19 protein-coding genes and 1 pseudogene are annotated in these 17937 nt (G+C 71.3%); 8 read left to right on the top strand and 12 right to left on the bottom strand.

Going from position 1 to position 17937, the window contains the following annotated elements; genetic code table 11:
* On the top strand, positions 1 to 852 hold an 852-nt coding region (locus tag IE330_RS39650; protein ID WP_190136179.1), incomplete at its 5' end, for a tetratricopeptide repeat protein.
* Positions 853 to 1123: 271 nt separating this feature from the next.
* On the opposite strand, the gene IE330_RS13415 is transcribed toward IE330_RS39650, so the two are convergent.
* Complete coding sequence (locus tag IE330_RS13415) at positions 1124 to 1525, bottom strand: DUF6415 family natural product biosynthesis protein (RefSeq protein ID WP_190136178.1); 402 nt, start codon at positions 1523 to 1525, stop codon at positions 1124 to 1126.
* Between the two features lie 249 nt (positions 1526 to 1774).
* Here IE330_RS13415 and IE330_RS13410 point away from each other — a divergent pair, with 249 nt between their 5' ends.
* Entirely contained in the window at positions 1775 to 3112 is a 1338-nt protein-coding gene (locus IE330_RS13410; protein WP_229925615.1) for a helix-turn-helix domain-containing protein, read from the top strand.
* Between the two features lie 62 nt (positions 3113 to 3174).
* Here the strand turns inward: IE330_RS13410 and IE330_RS13405 are convergent, their stop codons facing one another.
* Positions 3175 to 3444, bottom strand: a complete 270-nt coding sequence (locus IE330_RS13405) for a hypothetical protein (RefSeq protein ID WP_190136177.1) — start codon at positions 3442 to 3444, stop codon at positions 3175 to 3177.
* 219 nt (positions 3445 to 3663) lie between these two features.
* Between IE330_RS13405 and IE330_RS13400 the strand changes: the two genes are divergently transcribed.
* Positions 3664 to 4341, top strand: a complete 678-nt coding sequence (locus IE330_RS13400; RefSeq protein WP_190136176.1) for a GmrSD restriction endonuclease domain-containing protein — start codon at positions 3664 to 3666, stop codon at positions 4339 to 4341.
* A gap of 757 nt (positions 4342 to 5098) precedes the next feature.
* Here IE330_RS13400 and IE330_RS13395 read toward each other — a convergent pair.
* From IE330_RS13395 to IE330_RS13380, 4 genes are all read right to left on the bottom strand, one after another.
* The gene (locus tag IE330_RS13395) at positions 5099 to 6112 is read right to left on the bottom strand and encodes a pentapeptide repeat-containing protein (protein WP_190136175.1); all 1014 of its coding nucleotides are present in this window, start codon (positions 6110 to 6112) and stop codon (positions 5099 to 5101) included.
* A gap of 203 nt (positions 6113 to 6315) precedes the next feature.
* Positions 6316 to 6471: a hypothetical protein gene (locus IE330_RS13390; RefSeq protein ID WP_190136174.1), complete on the bottom strand. Its 156-nt coding sequence runs from the start codon at positions 6469 to 6471 to the stop codon at positions 6316 to 6318.
* Between the two features lie 72 nt (positions 6472 to 6543).
* Positions 6544 to 6831, bottom strand: coding sequence for a hypothetical protein (locus IE330_RS13385; protein WP_190136173.1), 288 nt, complete (start codon positions 6829 to 6831; stop codon positions 6544 to 6546).
* A 93-nt stretch (positions 6832 to 6924) separates the two neighbouring features.
* Positions 6925 to 7197 (bottom strand): hypothetical protein, encoded by a 273-nt coding sequence (locus IE330_RS13380; RefSeq protein WP_190136172.1) that lies wholly within the window; start codon positions 7195 to 7197, stop codon positions 6925 to 6927.
* A 54-nt stretch (positions 7198 to 7251) separates the two neighbouring features.
* On the opposite strand from IE330_RS13380, the gene IE330_RS13375 reads away from it, so the two are divergent.
* Positions 7252 to 7785 (top strand): hypothetical protein, encoded by a 534-nt coding sequence (locus IE330_RS13375; protein ID WP_190136171.1) that lies wholly within the window; start codon positions 7252 to 7254, stop codon positions 7783 to 7785.
* Positions 7786 to 7872: 87 nt separating this feature from the next.
* Positions 7873 to 8448, top strand: coding sequence for a GNAT family N-acetyltransferase (locus IE330_RS13370; RefSeq protein ID WP_190136170.1), 576 nt, complete (start codon positions 7873 to 7875; stop codon positions 8446 to 8448).
* Between the two features lie 53 nt (positions 8449 to 8501).
* Here IE330_RS13370 and IE330_RS38890 read toward each other — a convergent pair.
* Positions 8502 to 8763, bottom strand: a pseudogene (locus IE330_RS38890) (transposase); the annotation flags it as partial.
* 321 nt (positions 8764 to 9084) lie between these two features.
* Positions 9085 to 10836: a hypothetical protein gene (locus IE330_RS13365; RefSeq protein ID WP_229925614.1), complete on the bottom strand. Its 1752-nt coding sequence runs from the start codon at positions 10834 to 10836 to the stop codon at positions 9085 to 9087.
* Positions 10837 to 12104: 1268 nt separating this feature from the next.
* On the opposite strand from IE330_RS13365, the gene IE330_RS13360 reads away from it, so the two are divergent.
* The 3 genes from IE330_RS13360 to IE330_RS13350 all read left to right on the top strand — a co-directional run bounded on the left by IE330_RS13360 (position 12105) and on the right by IE330_RS13350 (position 14361).
* Positions 12105 to 12782, top strand: coding sequence for a hypothetical protein (locus IE330_RS13360; RefSeq protein WP_190136169.1), 678 nt, complete (start codon positions 12105 to 12107; stop codon positions 12780 to 12782).
* 84 nt (positions 12783 to 12866) lie between these two features.
* Positions 12867 to 13517 carry an HAD family hydrolase gene (locus IE330_RS13355; protein ID WP_229925613.1) on the top strand — a complete coding sequence of 217 codons (651 nt, stop codon included), beginning with the start codon at positions 12867 to 12869 and terminating at the stop codon, positions 13515 to 13517.
* A 4-nt stretch (positions 13518 to 13521) separates the two neighbouring features.
* A complete protein-coding gene (locus IE330_RS13350; protein ID WP_190136168.1) occupies positions 13522 to 14361 on the top strand; it encodes an NAD(P)-dependent oxidoreductase in 840 nt (279 codons plus the stop codon).
* A 7-nt stretch (positions 14362 to 14368) separates the two neighbouring features.
* On the opposite strand, the gene IE330_RS13345 is transcribed toward IE330_RS13350, so the two are convergent.
* The 4 genes from IE330_RS13345 to IE330_RS13330 form a co-directional block, all read right to left on the bottom strand.
* Positions 14369 to 14938, bottom strand: coding sequence for a phosphotransferase-like protein (locus IE330_RS13345; RefSeq protein WP_190136167.1), 570 nt, complete (start codon positions 14936 to 14938; stop codon positions 14369 to 14371).
* Complete coding sequence (locus tag IE330_RS13340) at positions 14935 to 15972, bottom strand: AAA family ATPase (protein WP_190136166.1); 1038 nt, start codon at positions 15970 to 15972, stop codon at positions 14935 to 14937. The genes IE330_RS13345 and IE330_RS13340 overlap by 4 nt, the downstream gene beginning before the upstream one ends.
* A gap of 210 nt (positions 15973 to 16182) precedes the next feature.
* Complete coding sequence (locus tag IE330_RS13335) at positions 16183 to 17439, bottom strand: helix-turn-helix domain-containing protein (protein WP_190136165.1); 1257 nt, start codon at positions 17437 to 17439, stop codon at positions 16183 to 16185.
* Positions 17436 to 17765, bottom strand: coding sequence for a putative quinol monooxygenase (locus IE330_RS13330; protein WP_190136164.1), 330 nt, complete (start codon positions 17763 to 17765; stop codon positions 17436 to 17438). Before IE330_RS13330 ends, IE330_RS13335 begins: the two co-directional genes overlap by 4 nt.
* Between the last annotated feature and the right edge of the window lie 172 nt (positions 17766 to 17937).

The following is a 17937-nucleotide window of genomic DNA, read 5'->3' as shown; positions in this document are numbered from 1 at the left end:
CTCGACGACCGGCACGGCGAAGCCGGGGCGCTCAACAATCTCGGCATCGCGCTGCAGGAGGTGCGGCGGTTCGACGAGGCCGTCGACGCCCACACCCGCGCCGTCACCATCTGCCGCGAGCTCGACGACCGGCACGGCGAAGCCGGGGCGCTCAACAATCTCGGCATCGCGCTGCAGGAGGTGCGGCGGTTCGACGAAGCGATCGACGCCCACACCCGCGCCGTCACCATCTGCCGCGAGCTCGACGACCGGCACCGCGAAGGCACGGCGCTGGACAGTCTCGGCATCGCGCTGCGGGAGGTGCGGCGGTTCGACGAAGCGATCGACGCCCACACCCGCGCCGTCACCATCTTCCGCGAGCTCGACGACCGGCACCGCGAAGGCAAGGCGCTGGACAATCTCGGCGCCGCGCTGCGGGAGGTGCGGCGGTTCGACGAAGCGATCGACGCCCACACTCAGGATCTGGCCATCTGCCGCGAGCTCGACGACCGGCACGGCGAAGGCACGGCGCTGGACAGTCTCGGCGCCGCGCTGCAGGAGGTGCGGCGGTTCGACGAAGCGATCGACGCCCACACCCGCGCCGCCACCATCTTCCGCGAATTCGACGACCGGCACGGCGAAGCCGGGGCGCTCAACAATCTCGGCATCGCGCTGCAGGAGATGCGGCGGTTCGACGAGGCCGTCGACGCCCACACCCGCGCCGTCACCATCTACCGCGCGCTCGACGACCGGCACCGCGAAGGCACGGCGCTGGACAGCCTCGGCGCTGCGTTGCGGGAGGTGGGGCGGTTCCGTTGGGTACGGAGAGCGTGGCAAGTGATCGCCCGTGCATTCCAAGTCTTCCCACGGTGATTGCGGGACTGGGCGGCATCAGCGATGCCCTGCCCTGATACGACAGGAACCCGAGGGCCGGTCCACGGCATCGCAGGGGCGCGAGGCTCGCTTGCGGCTGGTGACGCGATTCTTACCGGCACCCTGTGTCGAAGGGCAGGTCGGTCATGAGGTGCCTCCTTGGGTAGGGGGCCGTCCGCCGTCGGCGGCGAACGGAGCGTGCGCGGGCGGGGCCGCCACGGGGCCCGGCCCGCTCGGTGAGGTGGGCCCGAGGACCGGGCGGGCCGGGACGCTATGGGCCCCGGTGCCGGATCTGCCGGGCGGCGGCGGCATAGCGGGCGGTGCAGTCCACGGCCTTGCTCAGCAGCCGCAGATGAGTGGCCGGGTCGGTCTCCGGACTGCGCTGCTGGACCAGGACGCGGGCGCGCCGGATGGTGCTGCTCGCGACGTCCTTGGAGCGGCCCTCGGCGAGCGCGGCGGCGTAGGCCTCGGCGTCGTCGACGAGAAGGGTGAGGTAGCCGCGCAGTCGCGCGCGCAGGACGTCGGCCACCTCGCCGGTGGCTCGCCCGTCGGCCAGCGCCAGGCCCAGGCGCACGTCGCGCTCGATATCGGTCCAGGTCGGTGCGCCGTTCACGGCCGCCGCCGACGGTGGCCCGGGCATCTGGCGCGGCCGGTGCGGGAAGTGCAGGGGCATGGCGGTCGCCTCCTGAGCGGGGCAGGGCAACGGGGGTCGCGGCAGACCCCGAGGGGGGCGGGCAGGGAGCCGGAGCCGGGGCCCGCCGCGCGCCCCCGGGCGCGGGCTGGAGCAGGCCGGGCGGCCGGGCGCCTTCGGGGGCGTGCAATTGAGTCAACTCCCTGTCGGCCGGGGCCCATAGGGCCCACGATGTAACCCCGTGTAGTCCCGTGTAACCCACCCCGAGCCGCGGAAGGGGGCGGGCTGGCCATGGCCCCGGACACCGAGCGGATCACGCACTTGATCAGGCAGGTGTGCCTGGAGCGCCGCTGGGGGCCGACCAAACTCGCCCGGGAGCTGAGCATGGCGGCGGGCCGGGGACCGCGCGGCATGTCCCGCCAGTACGCGCGCAAGCTCCTGGCCGGGGAGCGCAAGCCGGGCGAGCTGTGGCTGCCCGCCGTCGCCCGTGTCTTGGAGCTCCCTGCGGATCATCTCGCCCGCATCCCCAGCCCAGAGCCCGTCACCGCGGATACCGTGGAATCCGTCCTGGCCCTGGGGAGGAGCGACGTGGACCGTCGGATCTTCTTGAAGTCCGCCTCCGGCGGCACCGTCCTGGCCTTCCTCGGCGTGCCCGACGCCGAGGCCATCACCCGCCGCGTGCGCACTGCCGACGCTACCGCCGTCCGCGTCGGGCAGGGCGAGGTCGACGCGATCCGCTCCATGGTCACCACCCTCGGCGACATGGCCGCCGAGTACGGCGGCGGCCACGTGCGCCACCTCGCCCGCACCTACCTGACCGACAACGCGGGCCCCTGGCTCAAGGGCCGCTACACCGCCGCCACCGGACGTCAGCTCTATGCGGCCACCTCCCAGCTCGCGCACCTGCTGGGCTGGATGACCCAGGACGAGGGCGACGATCAGCGCCACCAGGACCTCGCCCGCACCTACTACGCCCACGCCTGGCGTCTGGCCGACGAGGCCCGCGAGCCCGAACTGGCCGCCACCGCCCTGCGCGGAGCCAGCGTGCAGGCCATCGCCCGCGGCCCGCGCCACCGCGCCGAAGCCCTCGCCCTGGCCGAGAAGTGCATGACCTACGCCCACGAACTCAGCGACCCGCGCGCCATCGCCTACTACCAGTCCACCCTGGCCGACGCCGCCGCCCTGGACGGCGACCACCGCCTGGCCACCGCATCCCTGGCCGCCTCCCAGACACAGATCGAGCGCACCGCCACCGCCCCCACCGGGCAGTCCTGGGCCTCCCACTTCACCATCGGCCGCTGGGCCTACGCATCCGGGATGATCCTCGCCAAGATGGGCGACCTGAGCGCAGCCCGCGCCCACCTGCACCAGGCCCTGGAGGTCTACGGGCTCGACCGCCGCCGTACCCGCGCCAGCGTCCTGGGCGACCTCGGCGGCATCCACCTACGCCAGGGCGACCTGGACGGCGCCCTGGCCGTCTGGACCGACTTCCTGGACTGCGCCGAGGGCATCCAGTCCGTCAAAGTCCGCGACGCCGCCGAAGACCTCCACGTCCGCCTGGCCCGGCACGAGACCGTGCCCGCCGCCCGCGAACTGGCGCAGCGCGCCGCTGCCCTGCTGGCCCGCTGACGCGCTGCTGTCCTGTGTCACCGAACCTTGAGCGATTGCCCTCGAAACGCTGTGGGCGTTGGTCAGCGCCCGTGTTCCCCGTTGCCCGTGCCCAGTTCGGGGTCGTCGGACATGGCACGCAGCATCACGGCGGTCTGAGCGTCGGTGAGCGTGGTGCCGGTGGCCGGGCGGCAGGTGTCGTCGGCGAGACCGAGTTCGGCTTCGAGGGCGAGCATCGCAGCGGGTGTATCAGTGGAGGGCGTGCCGTCGGCTTTGTGGCCGAGGCAGAGGAGCGGCTCGGGCAGCTCACCGCAGCGAGGGCAGTGCAGATCGTCGGAGGTGTGCTCGGACATCGCGTCTCCTTGACCTGCGCTGCTCAACCCTCGCTGACACTACCTCGCTCTCATCAAGGTCCGTTGGCAAACGGTCAAGGTCCGGTGACACGGGACAACTGCGCACACTGACCCCGGCCGAGGCATGCGGCGTAGGCGCGAACGTTTCTGCGGTGAACACCTTCGCCTACCTTGGTGAGCAGCCTGTCGGAGGCCGCTACTGCGGGCCGGGCGACGGCTATGCCTACCCTTGTGATCAAGAACTGTGTTCGCGGCCTGGCCGCGCTCTCGATGTCCCTGGTCCCGCTCCTGGCCGCGGCGCCTGCGCAGGCCGCCGCCTCGGTGGAGACCACGACGCTGGCTGACGCCGTGCACCGCCTCCCGGCCGCCGCCGAGCACCGCGCCGGCTACACCCGCGGCGCCTTCAAGCACTGGAACAGCGGCATGCTGAAGGACGGCTGCACCACCCGCGGCGAAGTGCTGATCGCCGAGGCTGTCGAAGCACCCAAGGTGGGCGCCGGCTGCACGCTGACCGGCGGCGAGTGGCGCTCCTACTACGACGGGCAGGAAGTCGAGGACCCCAAGGTGCTCGACATCGACCACATGGTCCCGCTCGCCGAGGCGTGGTCGTCTGGGGCCTCCGCCTGGAGCGCGGCCCGCCGCGAGGCCTACGCCAACGACCTCAGTGCCCCGGCCTCGCTGGTGGCCGTCACCGCCCGCACCAACCGCTCCAAGGGGGAGCAGGACCCGGCCGAGTGGCTGCCGCCGCTGCCCGGCGCCCACTGCCGCTACGTCGCGGAGTGGGTGTCCACCAAGCTGCGCTGGGACCTGGCCGCCGACCCCGCCGAGCTGGACGCCATCGCGGTCTTCGCCTCCGGCCAGTGCAAGGACACCCCCGTCACCTACACCGCCGCCTGACACCCGGGCCGCGCGGGCGGCCGCCGAGGCACCGGCTCGGCCCCGTGCCGAGGTGAGGGTCCGCGGCGATACAGCGCGCGGCCCCATCGACTGACGATCACCTGACGTAGCGCATCTGCTGGCGGCACGCGGCCACCACGGCCGGGTCCACGCCACTGCCACGGGCCCAGGTGCACACCACCCCCGGCGACATCGCCGCGCGCGGGCAGGGCGGCGGGCGCGGCACCGGAGGGACCGTACGGGGTGCACGGCGGGGCTGCACAGGCCGGGGCGCCGGAAGCGCCTCGGCCCGCCGCGGCGCCGGATCGGGTACCTGCGGAGCTACCGAGCGCGGCCGGACTGGAGCTGGGCGGGAGCTCGCGCGGCGCGGGACGGGGCCGGTGCGCACCAGCCGGTCCGTCCCGCGCGGCGGTGAGGGCGCCGCGCTCGGCGAGGCGGCAGCGGGTGCGGTGCGCACCTGAGACACGGCCGGAGTGTCCGGCCTGGCAAGCGCCCACGTAGACACCCGGATGTACCCCGCGAGCCGCATCTGATCGCCTCCAACGCGCTGACATGCGCTGTCACAGTAATGGGCATAACTGTGACAGCTGCCAGGCCTCGCGGACGTCCTGGAACCCGAACAAGTGAGCTTATCCGGGAACCACGGGCGAGCCGTGCCCGGTCCGGGGAGACGGCCCGGAGGGAACATCGGCACAGCCGCAGGCGGCGGGACTGCTCTGGGGGGGCGCGGGCCGGTCGTCTTCAGCCCCGCCGCAGATCACGTAGCGGCGGCTGCCCGGGTCGACGGATAGAAGGCTGCAGGCAGCTTGGTGTGCCTATCAGTTACAACCTGCACGACTTGCGATGCAGACAAGCCGCGTACGCTTTCTAAGTCGGCTCCGCGTAGGTCGGCCCTCGTGAGCGTCGCCCCGCTCAGGTAGGTCCCCGTGAGCGTCGCCCCGCGCAGGGTGGCATTCGTCAGCGTCGCTCCGTCCAGGGTGGCCCCCTTAAGCGTTGCCCCGTCCAGGGTGGCCCCGTCGAGCGTCGCTCCGTCCAGGATGGCCCCCTCGAGCTTCGCCCAACGCAGCTCGGCATTACTGAGCCTGGCCCCGTACAGGGTGGCCCTCGTGAGCGTCGCCCCGCCCAGGGCGGCCCTCGTGAGCGTCGCCCCGCCCAGGTCGGCGTCGGTGAGGTCGGCTTGCATGAGTCGGGCGCCGGCGAGGTGGAGCCCGTGAAGGGCGAGTTTTTCGCGGGGGTCGACGTGGGTGCGTGATTCGGTGCGGGTGAGGGCGGTGAGGGCTGCTTGTATGTCGGCTGCCGGTTCGCGGGGGAGCGGTTCGGCTGCCGGTTGGTTGCCGGAGCTCTCGGGGGCAGGAGGGGGCGCGGCGTGGAGGGTGCGGTGGCGGATGAAGTGGCCCAGGACACGGGCGGCGTCGGTGGCGGCTTGGTCGGGAGCGTCTTGGACGATCTGTTCGAGGGCGAGGATGCCGCCGATGCGGATGTAGATCTTCTCGGAGTCGAGGCGTTCGAGGGCCTTGGTGAACCGGTCGGTGATCTGGCCGCGGCGGGTGAGGCGGTAGGTGCGGGCCGTGTAGAACAGGGCGATGCCGGCGCCCAGGGCGGCGGCGAACGCGACGACGGCGGTCCGCAGGCCGGTCACAAGGGCTGCCGACCCCTTCTTCAGTTCGCTCTCGTCAAGGTGTGCGGCATCGAGGACGTAGGGGCCTTTCCAGATCAGCCACGGCAGTACGACCAGCAGCACGCCAGCCCCTGAGATGATCAGCGCGGCCATGCCCCGGCGTTGGGCAACTCTCACCCGGTGAGCCTGCACCCGGCGCCGCTCCAGCAGAGTCTGGCGCTGCTTCAGCTGCCTGTTGCGTGCAGTGCGCTGCCGGTAGGCGCGCAGGGGGCGCGGTGTCCTCATGCCTCCGTACATGCCGTACGGGCGGCGTTCAGTTGCAGCCGACCGCCGTGCCGTTGTTCCCCGGGGCCGGCCTACGGGTCCTCGTCGTCGTACGCGTCGTCGGCGTTGCGGTCGGCGGCGGCCGCGGCCCGTTCGTCGAACCCCGAGACTGCGGTAGGGCTCTCCGGGTCCCGCTCGGCGGCCTCCGCGATGCGCTCGGCGGCGTCGTGGTCCATCTCCCGTGCCATGGGCCCGAGTCTGGCCTGGACCGGAGGCCTGCGCGGGCCGACACGCCTGCGGCCGCGGCGCGGGCCGCCCGCTCAGCCTGCCCGGCCGGGGCTGGGGCCCAAGTCGTCGGCGGCCTGGCCGATGGCGGTCCGCAGCAGGGCCACGGTCGACTCGATGGCGGCCGCGCGGGCCGGATCGGCGCCGGGCTGCTCTTCCTCCAGGAGCACCACGGCGGCCTGGAGCACGCCGACATGCACAGGCACGGTGCGCAGGGCGGCGAGTGCGGCGGTGGCCCGGTCGGTGGCGGACCCGGCGCCGGCCGGGGGGATGAGCGCGGAGACGCCGCGCCCGAGCGCGCGGTCACGGGATGGGGTGGTCACCAAGGGGATTGTTCCAGTGCGCGGCCGGTCGCGGCGGGCCGGGCCTGGCGGGCGAGGTCGACGCCGGGCATCTCCGGGACGGCGTTCACGCGATCACCTCCAGGATCTCGCCGTCCAGCGGGCGGCGAGCTCGGGCAGGCGCTGCGAGCGCGGCGCGGGCCGGACCGGCGCGGCGCAGCTGCTCCCGCCGCACGGCGAGCAGGTGTTCGGCGGTGCGGGTCTGTGCCCGCGCGGCGGGGCGGCCTCGGTCGCGGCGCGCTGGGCATCGTTGCTGTCGGGCAGAGCCCGGTGCCAGGGCTTGGCGAGCTCGGTCGCGTACGCCTTGCGGGCCTCGGCCTGGGCTTCCTCGCCGCGGCCGAGCATCACCAGGGCCTCCTGCCGGTACTCCGCGGCCGCGCTCTCGGAGGCCAGGAACGCGTTGTGCGCGACGGCGTCCGGGCCGGCTGCCTCCAGGGCCGCCGGGGCGGCGATCTTCTGGAACTGGGCCCCCTCGGCGGCGATGGCGTTCTCGATGGCCGTACGGACCTCGGCGGCGACGCCGCGACGGCGACCGGGTCGGTCGGGTCGGCCGACCCAGCGGCCGCGAGGAGACCGGCCTCGCCGATCAGGGCCTCGACCTGCCGCCGGTGGCCGCACGCCGCGCACAGCCCGGCCGACCGTTCCCGACCGCAGTCCTCACACGCTACGGCCTGCCGCACCGCCGCCCGCTCCCGCTCGACGGCGGCCTACGCTTCGGCCTCGGCACGGGCCGCCGGCGCCATCGAGGAGGAGGCCAACGCCGTCCGGCTCGACATCGGCCCGTACAGCGAGTACGGGAACGGCCGCGAGGGCGAGGCGCTGAAGGTGTTCACCCAGCGCGTCGAACCGCACCGCAACGAGCAGCGGCGCCGCCAGCAGCAGTTGGACCAGCCCGCCGATCAGGCCACGCCCTCCAGCCAGCCGCCCGCGGCCTGAGTCCCTTTTTGTTTGTGTGATGCACTGAGTTGAGTGCAGTCCGGGGCTGCTCGTCTGCGTCGTGACGCCAGTTGAGATGATGTTGCTATGCCTGTCTTGGTCGCTCCGCTGATGTCTGCTGGTTGTCTTGCTGGGTCTGCTCAGCCGTCATTGCCGGTGGCAGGCGGGTTGCTGCTGCGGCCCTGGCTGGCGAAGGACGCCGCGGCCGTGGTGAAGGTCTTCCAGGACCCGGCGATCCAGCAATGGCATCATCGGCGGGCAGATTCTGAGGAAGAAGCTCAGGAGTGGATCGAGAAATGGCAGCGAGGCTGGCAGGACGAGACGGGCGCGAACTGGGCTGTCGTTGACGATGACAGCGACACAGTGCTGGGCCGGGTCTCCCTCTCGTCGGTGATCCTGATGGGTGGTCAGGCTGAGATCTCGTACTGGACCGCGCCTTCAGCACGTGGTTCCGGTGTCTGTTCCCGCGCGGTCACGGCGGTGACCGACTGGGCGCTGGGCGAGGCGGGCTTCCACCGCCTCGAACTCGGTCACTCGGCCGCCAATCCGGCGTCTTGCCGAGTGGCAGTAAAGGCCGGGTTCACCCAAGAAGGCGTCCGCCGCAAGGCCATGCTGCATGCAGACGGCTGGCATGACATGCATCTGCATGCCCGTGTCCGATAAGGGGACGGCAGACCTCGCGGTCGGCGCCGTCCAAGGGCTTGTTGGGCTTTGTTGGAGCGGGTGAGGCGGCGGGTCATGAGAGTGATGAAGGCCCAGTTGATGTGGGCCTCAGAGTGCTGGATGAGGCGTTCGTAGTCGCGTGAGTTGCGTCGGGCCTGCATGTACCAGCTGATGGACCGCTCCACTTTCCACCTGCGCTTGACCACGACGAAGCCCTTGGCCCCCTTGGGCCGGGACACCGGCCGCAAAGTGACCTTTCAGACGCTCGTCGGCCCAGTTGACGAGGGTGCTGGCGTATCCGCGATCGGCCCAGACCTGGGCCGGAGGGCCCCGTACGCGAGGGCCATGCCGCCCGGCTTGCTCCTCACTCGGTTACCACCTCGGCCGTGTCGCCGTCGAGGGCGCCGTCGGCGATTCTCGGCAGCCGGCCCGTCCCGAGTCTGACCTGGGCTACGGGGGCGCCAGCGCTCCGGCATGCCCGCCAGCCGGGTCAGCGCCGCCTGCGCCGCCACCTCCATGGTCCCTGCTGCCAGCCCCGCCGCCAGCTTGGGGGCGTCCTTCAGCCCGGCGACCGACGGGTCCGCCAGTAGCAACGGGACCGCGTTGCGCAGCCGCAGTCACGGCGCTCCGGGGACATCAGGCCACTGCCCCGGCGAGCTCTTGGACCCGGTGGCGGGCGCACACGCTGCGGCTCGGCAGGGGCGTGCGGCCGCACGGCGCCTGCCCGTCCCGGCCAGAGCAAGCCCGCTCCGCGCGCACGCCGGAAACCGGCGCCTGGTCGTCGGCCAGGGTGGCGGCTTCCTCGCGGCACAGCTTGCACAGGCCGTCCTCGAGGGCCCGGCCGGTCAGCAGGATCCGCACCCCGCAGTCGTCGCAGTCACCGCGCGGCGGACCGTCCGGCACCCGCTGCTGAACCACCACGGCCGGGGCCGGCCTGGCGATCGCGTCGTCCAGCTCGCACGTGTCGCACTGCCCCGGCGGGCCGGGACGGGTGTTGTGCTCGGGGCACAGGCCCTGGGCGAGGCGCTGCTTGCGCTGCCGGGCGGCGGCCTTGTCCTGGACGACCTCCGCGCAGATCTCGCACGCAGCGCCGGTCCGCCAGACCACACCGGCCTCGCAGTCCTGGTAGCCGCAGCCCCACCGGGGCAGGGCCACCCCCAGCAGCCAGCGGCCCGGGTCCCGGATGTCGGAGAGCAACACCTTGGCCAGCCGGACGGTCAGCCGGTGCTGCAGCCGCTCCGGGGCGGTCCCCTCGCGCAGCTGGCGGCCCACCTCCCGGGCCACCTTCCGCGCCACGAAGACGTTCACCTGCTCCAGCAGCACGTGGACCGGCTCCAGCACGGCGTAGATGTGCGCGTTCATCGCCAGCCGCGGGCCGTCGTACGACCGGGCCCCGGCTTTGCTGCGGCTGCTGCGGTTCCTCGGCTTCGAGGGCGAGGGCTGGTTCTGTCCACCCGCGCGAAGCGCGAGACCACCCTTGCCCGCGGCAGCCGCAGCGTCACCGCCGGCCGGGTTTTCCACAGGCCGACCCGCCTTACCCACCTGTACCTCGCCTACGGCGGGTGAGAAGAACGCGCGTCCGTCATCAGGTGAGTCAGTCATAGGTACTTCCCTATTCGCGAGGGATCCCTCACCAACCGGGGAACCCGACCCCTCACCAACTTGGGAACTGATCGCCCCCTCAGCACCGCTGCCCACAGCCGCCCCAGCCACCTCAGCAGCAGCACCGAAGCCGTCGGCCGGGACATCTGTACGGGCCTCCGGAGCAAGGTCGTGCGCGATGTACCGGTTCCGGCCCCGTACACCCGCGCGCCGTTGCACCGTCATCCAGCACGCCGCCTCCACCTCGTCCACGACCGCCGACGCCGCCGTCACCGACAGCGCCTCGCCGGCCTTCTTGCCCGAGTGGTGCCGCAGACACGAGGCGAGCTCCGCCTCCGTCAACGCAATCCCCTGCGCCTGCGCATACGCCACCAGCGCGTACACCCGAAGCTGCCGGGGCGTGAGGTCCTCCGCGGCCGCCACCGGCAGCCACACGAACGCCTCCTCCCGCAACATCGGCCGCACCGTGCGTACCGCCGACTGCCCCGTCCCGCCCGGCAGCGTGCGGCGCTCCGAGTGCAGCTCCACCACACCGTCCGGGCCCGGACGACGCAGCTGCGTCATCCCGCGCTCCACCGACGCCACCGACAGCCCCAGATACGAGCCGATCGTCTCCGTGCGTGCCTGGCAGCCCTCCGGCCGCGACGCCAGCGCCTTCACCTTCACGTACACCGACAGCGCCACGTCCTGGTAGTACGGCGACCAGACCAGACGCATCGGCACCCGCACCCGCTGCCGACGAACCACACCCGCCGGCGCGACCATCGAGCCCACGACAGCACTCACCGGCCCACCACCTTGGCAGGAGCGGTAGACACCGCAAGGGCCGAACATCTCAGCAACGTCTGTGTCGCCATCGGGCCGGTGTACACGCCAAAACGGACACCCCCGTGGGGAGCGGCCAGGGCCCGCGTCTCGTCATCCATCTGCCGACCCTGCACCGGACGGCCTGTGGACAGAGATCGCTCAGCCGCGATCACCCCCGAGGCTCCCGCACGGTGCGATACGAATCCCGAACCCGTCCCGGCTGGCGGGATGGCGCGCACAACCCGACAGCCGCCGGCTTCGTCCACGTCGCGCCGCCTCGTGTATGAGCCGGGCAGCACCCGCCGGCCGGCGGCAGAACCGGGGAGACCGGCGGCGGAGCCGACAGCAGCCCCCGGCTCCCCGCCGCCGGGCGCAGGAGGGGCAGCGCCTGGGTCCGAGACTGGAACAGCCTGCGGACCGGGTCTGCGCCGTGGGCTCTCCCCGCCTTCCGCCCGCGTCCGCGACACGACCGCGGCAGGGCAACAAGGCGCCCCAACGCGACGAGTTGCCCGCGCACCGAGGGCAGAGTGACCCGCTACACACACCCAAATATGGGCCAAACGGGCACAAGTGGGCTGGAAAAAGGCCTGGCGGTACGGCAAACTGGCTCCTGTTGTCGCGGCGGAGCCTCGATAGCACGACGAAGCCCCGCGCGGGCTTCGCGTTCGACCGGAACCGAACGAAAAAGTTGAACCGTCCGCAGCCGGTGGCACCGGGGCGGACGACTCCTCCGGGGGGCCCTGGCAGGCCGGAACCGGAGACTTGAAGGGCGCCGAGCCCAGGTGACTGGCATCACCGAGGGGCCGGGCCCGGGCGGCAGATAGGCCGCCCCGCATCCACTACCTCATCTCGACCCCCTCGGGGGCCGAGGCATACCCGCGCCCGGACCGGCACGGAAGTCGAGAAACAGCACAGGCACCCGCCAGCCGGAGCGACGCACACGTCATCGCTGCCACGGCCGGGGGTGCCTCGGCGAATGCCTGTCGGAGAGTACGGGTACCCTGACCCATGACGTGACCTTCCTTGTCCTTATAGGTCGCGCGATTGCCCCGTGGCTTGCCTAAGGTCACGGGGCATAGATCTGTATGGGGGATATGCGAGATCACCTTACCCCCGCAGCGCCCGCCAGGCGCACGCCGCCCCATACCGTGTCGCCGCCCCGTCGGGCACAGTTGACACACCGACAGCTCCACCACACGACCGGGCCACCACGCCACCCGACACCCACCCACGGCATGATGATCACCATGCAAACGCCCGACCAGCTGGCCACGAGCTACGCCCAGCCCTCCCGCCGCCGCGCGTACGTCACCGGCATGCGCCAGCTCGCCGCCGCACGCCCCGCCGGCCAGCCCGTCCGCATCTACCTCAGCGCCCCACCCGCCGTCCAGGACCGCCCCACCTGGCCGCACCGCGTCGACCGCATCCGCGACGAACTCCCCGACGGAATCGAGCTCGTCCAGTACCGGGACGTCTTCGACCCGGCGGTCGACTACTTCGAGCAGTGGGCAGCCACGGCCGACACCTTCGACAGCCTCGTCGTCATCGGCCTCCACCGAGACCGCCGCCGCGACCCCCGCGAGCAGACCCTCGGCCCCATTGCTCGGCAGGAGCTCATCCACACCGTCAGCGCGGGCAAGCCCGTCCTGCTGCACAGCCCGACGCGAGGCCTTGTACCCGTCCTCGACTGCAAACCCCGCCGCGTCGGCGCCGAGCCGCACCAACGCCTCCGCCTCACCATCCCGCCAGGCTGGAGCCCCGCCGAGCCCACCCTCCAGGCCGCACTCGCCGCCCTCACACCCAGACACGCCGGCACCACGCCACAACAGCGCACCACCGACACCCCGAGCAGGCCGCGGCACGACGCCCCCGTCCATCTGGCACACCCGTTCTCCGCCGCAGCCTCCCCCAGCACCTGCTCGTAGCGCGCGAGCATGGCCTCGGCTATGGGCCCCCGGGCGGCGACGCGGTGCGCCGCGGTCGCGCGGCACCCGGTACGGTTCTGGCCCGTGGCCCGATTCGTGCTCTTCGACCTGGACGGCACGCTTGTCGACCGGCAGACCGCCCTGAGTGATGCCATCACCGAGCTGTGCCGCGCGCACGACTTCGACAAGGACGTTGAACAGCGACTGCGCGCCGACCTGGCCGACCGCGCGAACCCGCGCGACTTCGTCCGGCTGAAGAGAGCCTGCGAACTGGCGGTGCCAGCCGAGCAGTTGTGGCAGGAGTACGTCGACCTCATGGCGGCCGCCGTCACCTGCCGCCCCGAGGTCCTCGAGGGCCTGGCCCGTCTGCGCGCGGCGGCGTGGACGATCGGTGTTATCACCAACGGGGCCGGTGACATTCAGCGCACGAAACTGGCCGCGACCGGCCTCGCCTCCCTGGTCGACGGCGTTGCCGTCTCGGGTGACCTGGAGATCCGCAAGCCGGACCGGCGTCTCTTTGAACTCGCAGCCGTCCGGTGCGGGGTCAGCCTCGAGGACAGTGGCTGGATGGTCGGTGACAACCCGGCCGGAGACATCGGCGGCGGTCACCAGGCCGGTCTGCGCACCATCTGGCTGCGCGGTCGGCCCTGGCCCGACGGACTCCGCGCCGCGCACCATGCTGTCGACGACGTCACCGACGCCATCACCATCCTGCTCACCGAGACCTCGGAGTGACACCGTGGACCAGCCGACCGTCGGCATTCTCCACCCTGGCCGCATGGGCGCCGCCGTTGCCGCCTGCGCCGCGACCAACGCGGCCGCGGTCCTGTGGTGTGAGGCCGGGCGCAGCCCTGCGTCCGTGGAGCGCGCCGCCCAGTTCGGGCTGACGTCCGTGGCCACGCTGGCCGAGCTGCTGGACCGCAGTGACATCGTCATCAGCCTTTGCCCGCCAGCCGCTGCCGAGGACCTGGCTCGCGACGTCGCCGGGCACCCATTCGATGGCGTGTACGTGGAGGCGAACGCCATCAATCCCGAGCGGGCGCAGCGGATCGCCGCGCTGCTCGAGCCGGACGCGGACGTCGTGGACGGCGGCGTCGTCGGCTCCCCGCCGGTCGGCGGCAAGACGCCGACCCTGTACCTGTCCGGCGCGGCCTCCGCGACCGAGCGGATCGAGGCACTGTTCGCGGGCACCGCCGTCCAAACCGCGGCGCTGGGCACGCAGGTCGGGAAGGCGTCCGCACTGAAGCTGGCGTACGCGTCGTTCCAGAAGACCAGCCGGGTGCTGGTGGCGCTCGCGGTCGGCATGGCACGGGAGCACGGAGTCGACCAAGAGCTCATCGAGGTTGCCTCCCGACGCACCGACTCGTATCTCGCCGAGCCGCAGTACGTAACCAAGACTGCGGAGCGCGCCTGGCGCTGGGGCCCGGAGCTGGAGGAAGCTGCCGACGCCCTCGCGGCTGCCGGCCTGCCGCCGGAGATGCTGCGCGCGGCCGCGTCCACGCTGGCACGGTGGGACGACGTCAAGGACGCCAGTGAACTTACGCTCACCGACGCCCTGGACCGACTCGCCCAGCCGTAGCCCGCGCTCACGCCGTCGCCGCTCCCGCCCGCTGCGCCAGCAGCTGGTCAATGAGCTGCGCCGCGTCCTGCGGCGACACCGCCGTGGTGTCTACCGTCAGGTCCCAGACCATGCCTTGGTGCCTGTCCAGGTCCTCGCGTGTTGCATCCCACGCCGCCAGGCGCGCCGCGGTGTCGCGGTCGCCGCGCCCCGCCGAGCGCTGCTCGGTCACATCGCGCGGGCACCACAGCTGCACCACCGACCACTCCGCCGGGTAGCCGCCGACCAGGGCCCGGATGCCCTCGACCTGCCCGAGGTGCACCACCGGTACCCCGGACTCAAACGCCGCGTCCAGGCCGGGCGCGTCGATCACGTACGTGTTGCCATACCGGTGGTTCGCGTAGACGACGCCGCCTGCGGCCTTCAGCTTGCGCAGCTGCTCCGCCGTGCCCATCCGATAGCCGGCCGACTTGCCTGTTCCCACCTTGAGCCGCGCGAACTGCGCGTACCGCGGGCTCAACTCGGTGAGGGCCGCGGTGATGGTGTCCTTCCCGGCGGCTGGTGGACCATACAGCAGCACGCCCTGCTTCGGGATCATGCGTACATCGCTCCCATCGCCTGCCGGGCCTGGTCCGCGAGTGTGACTGCGGTTCCCAGCCGGTTGTCGACGACCAGGTGCGGCACCGCCGGGCGCAGCTCGAGGTCGATCGTGGCCATGTACTCGTCCCATCGCTGGAGCTTCCAGGCGTCCCGGGCAGCTGAGCGGAATCCGATGTACTCGCGCATCGACTCTTCGTCGCAGAGCACCCACACCGGGAAGACGTCGACACCCATCGCACCCGCGCGGTTGGACAGGCGCTGCATCCAGGCCGGGTCCGTCATCTCGGAGATGAACGGGGCGGTCAGCACGGTGGAGATGCCGCACCGGATGTTGGCCATAGCCGACTGCATCAGGCAGTCGTACTCCACGGGCCGGACCTTTTCGCGGTAGAGCTCGGTGTGCCGGTCGTTCGCATCGCCGCCCAGCGCGACCAGGAGACGCTCCACGAGCGGGCGGGTCAGCGGATCCTTGTCGAGCAGCGGCCAGCCAGTGAGCTGAACGAAGAAGCGGGCGAGCTCGGTCTTGCCGCTGCCGGCGAAGCCACCGACCAGGATGAGTACGGGACGGTGGGGGTCGCCGCCCGTGTGCCGGCGCTTCCACGCGTCGATGATCCGTTGCTGCAAGTCGAAGTGGTCGGCTTCGTCGGAGCCCGGCGCTATGCGGTGAATGGCTCGCTCAACCGCCAAGACGTGCGAGCCGTTGAGGCGGTCGTCCATCGGCGTGAGCTTGAAGGACGTTTCCTCGCCGGGCAGGGCGGCTCGGAAGCCGAGGTCGGGCTCGGTGGCCCGGTACAGGAGGCAGTAAGCACGGCGGTAGTGGGGCCCGGGATAGACCTCGCCCTGCTCATGCTGCCAAAGAGTCTGCGGATTCGCGGCCGGGATCCCCTTCAGATTGGCCTGTTCAGCGACCTCTCGTAGCCGCTCTCCGGCCTTCTCCAGGGTCAGGCCGTGAGCCTCCCGCTGCTCGCGCAGCCGGTCTGGCCGCCACCCTGCTCGCTGCTTCCCCACCCCGTGCCCCTCCGTCATCGTCATGGCCGCGAGCCTAGGGCTCGGGCTCCAAATCCCATGTGTACGTGGATGTTGAAAACCCGTGAATGAAGCTGTGTACAGACTTCGACAAGCCTCTGTGATGTTCCACCCTCGCCGCCGCCGGTGTGATTGCCCCTACACAACGACAGGGTTGGTAGGGGGTGCAGACCAGTGATTATCGACCACCACGGCGACGGCCAGGAGGGATCCGAACTAGTCCAGGGCATCAGCTCTTTCGGCGAGTTCCAGCAGCTCGCGCGACGCGTTTGGCCCCGCCACCAGGACGAGCTCGCGGATGGCTGCGCGGGCGGCCTGATGGGTCTGGATGATCTCGGGGGCGATGGCCTCAGCGCGCAGCAGGCAGTCGAGAGCTTCGCCGCCGTGGCGCCTCTGCGCGTGGGCGCGACCCAGGTCCATCAGGAGTCGGCCCTGACGCTCGGGCGAGAGTTCGGCGGCGTCGATGGTGAGGCCGATGTCCAGCGCCTCGCCAGCGTCTCCCAGGTCCACGGCGGTGCTGACCGCCTGAATCTCGACGTTGACCGGCCCGAACTCCAGATTGAAGTCGTTGCGGTTTTCTCCAAGCTGCGCGGCGATGGCGCGAGCCTTGGCGATCTCCTCCTTGGCCTCTGTTCGCGCACTGGCGCGGGCTCGGACGAGAGCCATAGCCAGATGCAGGGAACCGAGGACGGACAGGGACTCCGACGATTGGCTGGTCTGCTCGCCCAGTGCGCCGATCGCGGTTTGGGCAGCATGTTCGGCCTGTCCAAGGCTGCGAAGTCGTACGAACGCCTGCACCATGCGGAACACGCTGGCGCAGACGTGCAGAGGGTCGCCGGATCGCTCGGCTGCGAAGACCGCGCGGTCGGCGGCTACCCAGGCGGCATCCGCCTCATCCTGTCGTACGAACGCTGCGGACAGGGCCTGGTAGGCCCGGGACAGCAGCAGGTACAGCTCCGCCTGGTGCTTGATGGGAGCCGTCCGAACTGTCCGCTCCAGCTCGGGAAGCAGCTGTACCGCGAGGGCGCTGACCTGCGCGAGCTGACCTGCGTGGGTCAGGTCCCAGAGGTCATCGACGTCGCTCCGCAGGGATTCGACGGTGCGCATCGTTCCGGGGTCGTCACGGCCGACGGCCAGCAGAGTGTGGAGCGCCGGGTGGCCGGAAAGCAGTCGCCGGGTCTCGTCCAGATCGTTGGAAAGCGACTGAGCGGTGGGTGCCTGTGATGGCCCGTCTGCGGGAGCGCTGGGACGCAACTGCTGGACGGACACACCCAGCTCGTCCGCGATCTGCTGGAGCAGGTCCATGCGCTGGACGGGCTGAACACCCCGTTCAACCTGGGAAAGCCAACTGCTGGTCTTCCCGAGCGCTGCAGCCAACTCAGCTTGCGTGCGCCCTCGTTCCTTCCGGAATCTCTGGACGCGCTGCCCGAAAGCACGATCCTGCGGATCGACGTCCTTACCGGTCGGCTTCACGACTGCTCCGTTCCGGGGCGCTTGCTCAGGTCCTCCAGCTCGTTGAGGAACGTCACTTCGACGTTGCTCAGGAGCACCTCGCGGGCTGCGAGGAAGCGCTGCGTGTGGACTTGGTCCTCGTGCACCTCGAACGCGTCACGGTCGGCGTACAGCTCGTAGAAGACCCGGACCAGGGGCTCGTCCACCGGCGTGTGCACCGCGTAGACGAGCGTGCCGGCCTCGGTGCGGATGCCCTCGATGGTCTGGGCGACCAGGTCGTCGAACTGCAAGGCTGCCGAGCTGTCTCGCAGGGTGAAGCGCACCACCAGTGCGTATCCGCCGGCCACGAAGTCTCCCTCTCCACGTCGCGTAAGCATGCACACATTCTCACATCTAAAGTAGAAGTGCTAGGTAGCATTCAAAGTGTTGACTCGCACTCTCAGTGCTACTACCGTCCAAGGCGTTCCGCCTCGCGAGGGATGAACCGCCAGAAGGCGCTTATTTGGCCTGCGGATGCAC

The sequence above is a fragment of the Streptomyces longispororuber genome, from assembly GCF_014656095.1.
GTDB lineage: Bacteria > Actinomycetota > Actinomycetes > Streptomycetales > Streptomycetaceae > Streptomyces > Streptomyces longispororuber.
Note: the sequence above shows the minus strand (reverse complement) of the source record. Positions and strands in the feature narration are given on the sequence as shown.

What these genes read in the sequence shown, in the direction of transcription:
- IE330_RS13415 (WP_190136178.1), bottom strand. Translation starts at nt 1,525, where the DNA reads ATGCCCCTGCACTTCCCGCACCGGCCGCGCCAGATGCCCGGGCCACCG.
- IE330_RS13410 (WP_229925615.1), top strand. Translation starts at nt 1,775, where the DNA reads ATGGCCCCGGACACCGAGCGGATCACGCACTTGATCAGGCAGGTGTGC.
- IE330_RS13405 (WP_190136177.1), bottom strand. Translation starts at nt 3,444, where the DNA reads ATGTCCGAGCACACCTCCGACGATCTGCACTGCCCTCGCTGCGGTGAG.
- IE330_RS13400 (WP_190136176.1), top strand. Translation starts at nt 3,664, where the DNA reads ATGCCTACCCTTGTGATCAAGAACTGTGTTCGCGGCCTGGCCGCGCTC.
- IE330_RS13395 (WP_190136175.1), bottom strand. Translation starts at nt 6,112, where the DNA reads ATGGCCGCGCTGATCATCTCAGGGGCTGGCGTGCTGCTGGTCGTACTG.
- IE330_RS13390 (WP_190136174.1), bottom strand. Translation starts at nt 6,471, where the DNA reads ATGGCACGGGAGATGGACCACGACGCCGCCGAGCGCATCGCGGAGGCC.
- IE330_RS13370 (WP_190136170.1), top strand. Translation starts at nt 7,873, where the DNA reads ATGCCTGTCTTGGTCGCTCCGCTGATGTCTGCTGGTTGTCTTGCTGGG.
- IE330_RS13360 (WP_190136169.1), top strand. Translation starts at nt 12,105, where the DNA reads ATGCAAACGCCCGACCAGCTGGCCACGAGCTACGCCCAGCCCTCCCGC.
- IE330_RS13345 (WP_190136167.1), bottom strand. Translation starts at nt 14,938, where the DNA reads ATGATCCCGAAGCAGGGCGTGCTGCTGTATGGTCCACCAGCCGCCGGG.
- IE330_RS13340 (WP_190136166.1), bottom strand. Translation starts at nt 15,972, where the DNA reads ATGACGATGACGGAGGGGCACGGGGTGGGGAAGCAGCGAGCAGGGTGG.